Below are 2079 nucleotides of genomic sequence, written 5' to 3'. Positions count from 1 at the left end.
TCGCGCCAGGAGGATCTGCATGCGATGGCCAGACTGGCTGTGGAGCGGCACGGGCGCATCGACGTGCTGGTCAACTGCGCCGGAGTCAATGTGTTCCGCGATCCGTTGCAAATGACCGAGGACGACTGGCATCGCTGCTTCGCCATCGACCTCGACGGCGCCTGGTACGGGTGCAAGGCCGTGCTGCCGCAGATGATCGAGCAAGGTGTCGGCAGCATCATCAACATCGCCTCGACCCATTCGAGCCACATCATTCCCGGCTGCTTCCCGTACCCGGTGGCCAAGCACGGCCTGCTTGGCCTGACCCGCGCCCTCGGCATCGAATACGCGGCGAAGGGCATTCGCGTCAACGCCATCGCCCCGGGCTACATCGAGACGCAACTGAACATTGATTACTGGAACGGCTTTGCTGACCCGCAGGCCGAACGCCAGCGCGCACTCGATCTGCATCCGCCCAAGCGCATCGGCCAGCCGATCGAAGTGGCGATGACGGCGGTGTTCCTGGCCAGTGATGAAGCGCCGTTCATCAACGCCGCGTGTATCACCGTCGATGGCGGGCGCTCGGTGATGTACCACGACTGAACGCAGCGGCTTTCAGGCGGATAAGTCCGTTTGAAATCCAATCATCATACGATATGACTATTTTCGACAGGTTTTGCAGGAACACGCTTTAACGCTTTTCAAACATTGCTCAAAAAAAATAACAAGGAGTCAGCTTATGAAACGTCGTTTCGGGATTCGTACCCTGTGCAGTGCTGCCCTGGCGGTCACCGCGTTCAGCCTGAGCAGTGCGCTGCTCGCCGCCGACACCGTGAAGATCGGTTTTCTGGTCAAGCAGGCGGAAGAACCGTGGTTCCAGACCGAGTGGGCCTTCGCCGAAAAAGCCGCCAAGGACAAGGGCTTTGAACTGATCAAGATCGCCGTGCCGGATGGCGAGAAAACTCTCTCGGCCATCGACAGCCTGGCGGCCAATGGTGCCAAGGGCTTTGTCATCTGCCCGCCGGATGTCTCGCTCGGCCCGGCGATCATGGCCAAGGCCAAACTCAATGACCTCAAAGTGATTGCCGTCGATGACCGCTTCGTCGACGCCAACGGCAAGTTCATGGAAGACGTGCCGTACCTCGGCATGGCCGCGTTCGAAGTCGGCCAGAAGCAGGGTAACGCCATGGTTGCCGAAGCGAAGAAACGCAACTGGGACTGGAAAGACACCTACGCGGTGGTCAACACCTACAACGAACTCGACACTGGCAAGAAGCGCACCGACGGTTCGGTCAAATCCCTGGAAGACGCCGGTATGCCGAAGGATCACATCCTGTTCGCGGCGCTGAAAACCCTTGATGTGCCGGGCAGCATGGACGCCACCAACTCGGCGTTGGTGAAGCTGCCGAGCGCGGCGAAGAACCTGATCATCGGCGGCATGAATGACAACACCGTGCTCGGCGGCGTGCGCGCCACCGAAGCCGCCGGGTTCGCGGCGGCCAACGTGATCGGCATCGGCATCAACGGCACTGACGCCATCGGCGAGCTGAAGAAACCCAACAGCGGCTTCTTCGGTTCGATGCTGCCGAGCCCGCACATCGAAGGCTATAAAACTGCCGAGATGATGTACGAGTGGGTCACCACCGGCAAAGAGCCGCCGAAGTACACGGCGATGGACGACGTCACCCTGATCACCCGCGAGAACTTCAAGCAAGAGCTGGAAAAAATCGGCCTGTGGAACTGACGGCTGCTCGAACGCTGTGAAGAGGTGGCTTTATGCACGCGCAAGTACAGACACATGAACAGGGCCGCGCCGGCAGCCTGCGCTTCAACGGGATCGGCAAAACCTTTCCCGGGGTGAAAGCGCTGGACGGCATCAGCTTCGTCGCCCATCCAGGTCAGGTTCACGCCTTGATGGGCGAGAACGGCGCCGGTAAATCGACCCTGCTGAAAATCCTCGGTGGCGCCTACATTCCGAGCAGCGGCGAGTTGCAGATCGGCGAGCGGACGATGGCTTTCAAGTCCACGGCCGACAGCATCGGCAACGGCGTCGCGGTGATCCACCAGGAGCTGCATCTGGTGCCGGAAATGACCGTGGCC

At 60.4% G+C, this 2079-nt stretch carries 3 protein-coding genes; all 3 read left to right on the top strand.

The window, feature by feature from the left end:
• Positions 1-582 (top strand): SDR family oxidoreductase (locus DBR24_RS18910; RefSeq protein ID WP_371921328.1); only part of this gene is annotated, 582 nt, incomplete at its 5' end.
• Positions 583-718: 136 nt separating this feature from the next.
• Positions 719-1723: a substrate-binding domain-containing protein gene (locus DBR24_RS18905; protein WP_123466760.1), complete on the top strand. Its 1005-nt coding sequence runs from the start codon at positions 719-721 to the stop codon at positions 1721-1723.
• 32 nt (positions 1724-1755) lie between these two features.
• Positions 1756-2079, top strand: a 324-nt coding sequence (locus DBR24_RS32860; RefSeq protein WP_256591640.1) for an ATP-binding cassette domain-containing protein, incomplete at its 3' end; no start/stop codon positions are given.

The organism is Pseudomonas sp. HMWF006, from assembly GCF_003061205.1.
GTDB classification, from domain to species: domain Bacteria; phylum Pseudomonadota; class Gammaproteobacteria; order Pseudomonadales; family Pseudomonadaceae; genus Aquipseudomonas; species Aquipseudomonas monsensis.
Note: the sequence above shows the minus strand (reverse complement) of the source record. Positions and strands in the feature narration are given on the sequence as shown.

Bases quoted from the DNA above. Each gene is read 5' to 3' on its own strand.
- DBR24_RS18905 (WP_123466760.1), top strand. From the start codon at position 719: ATGAAACGTCGTTTCGGGATTCGTACCCTGTGCAGTGCTGCCCTGGCG.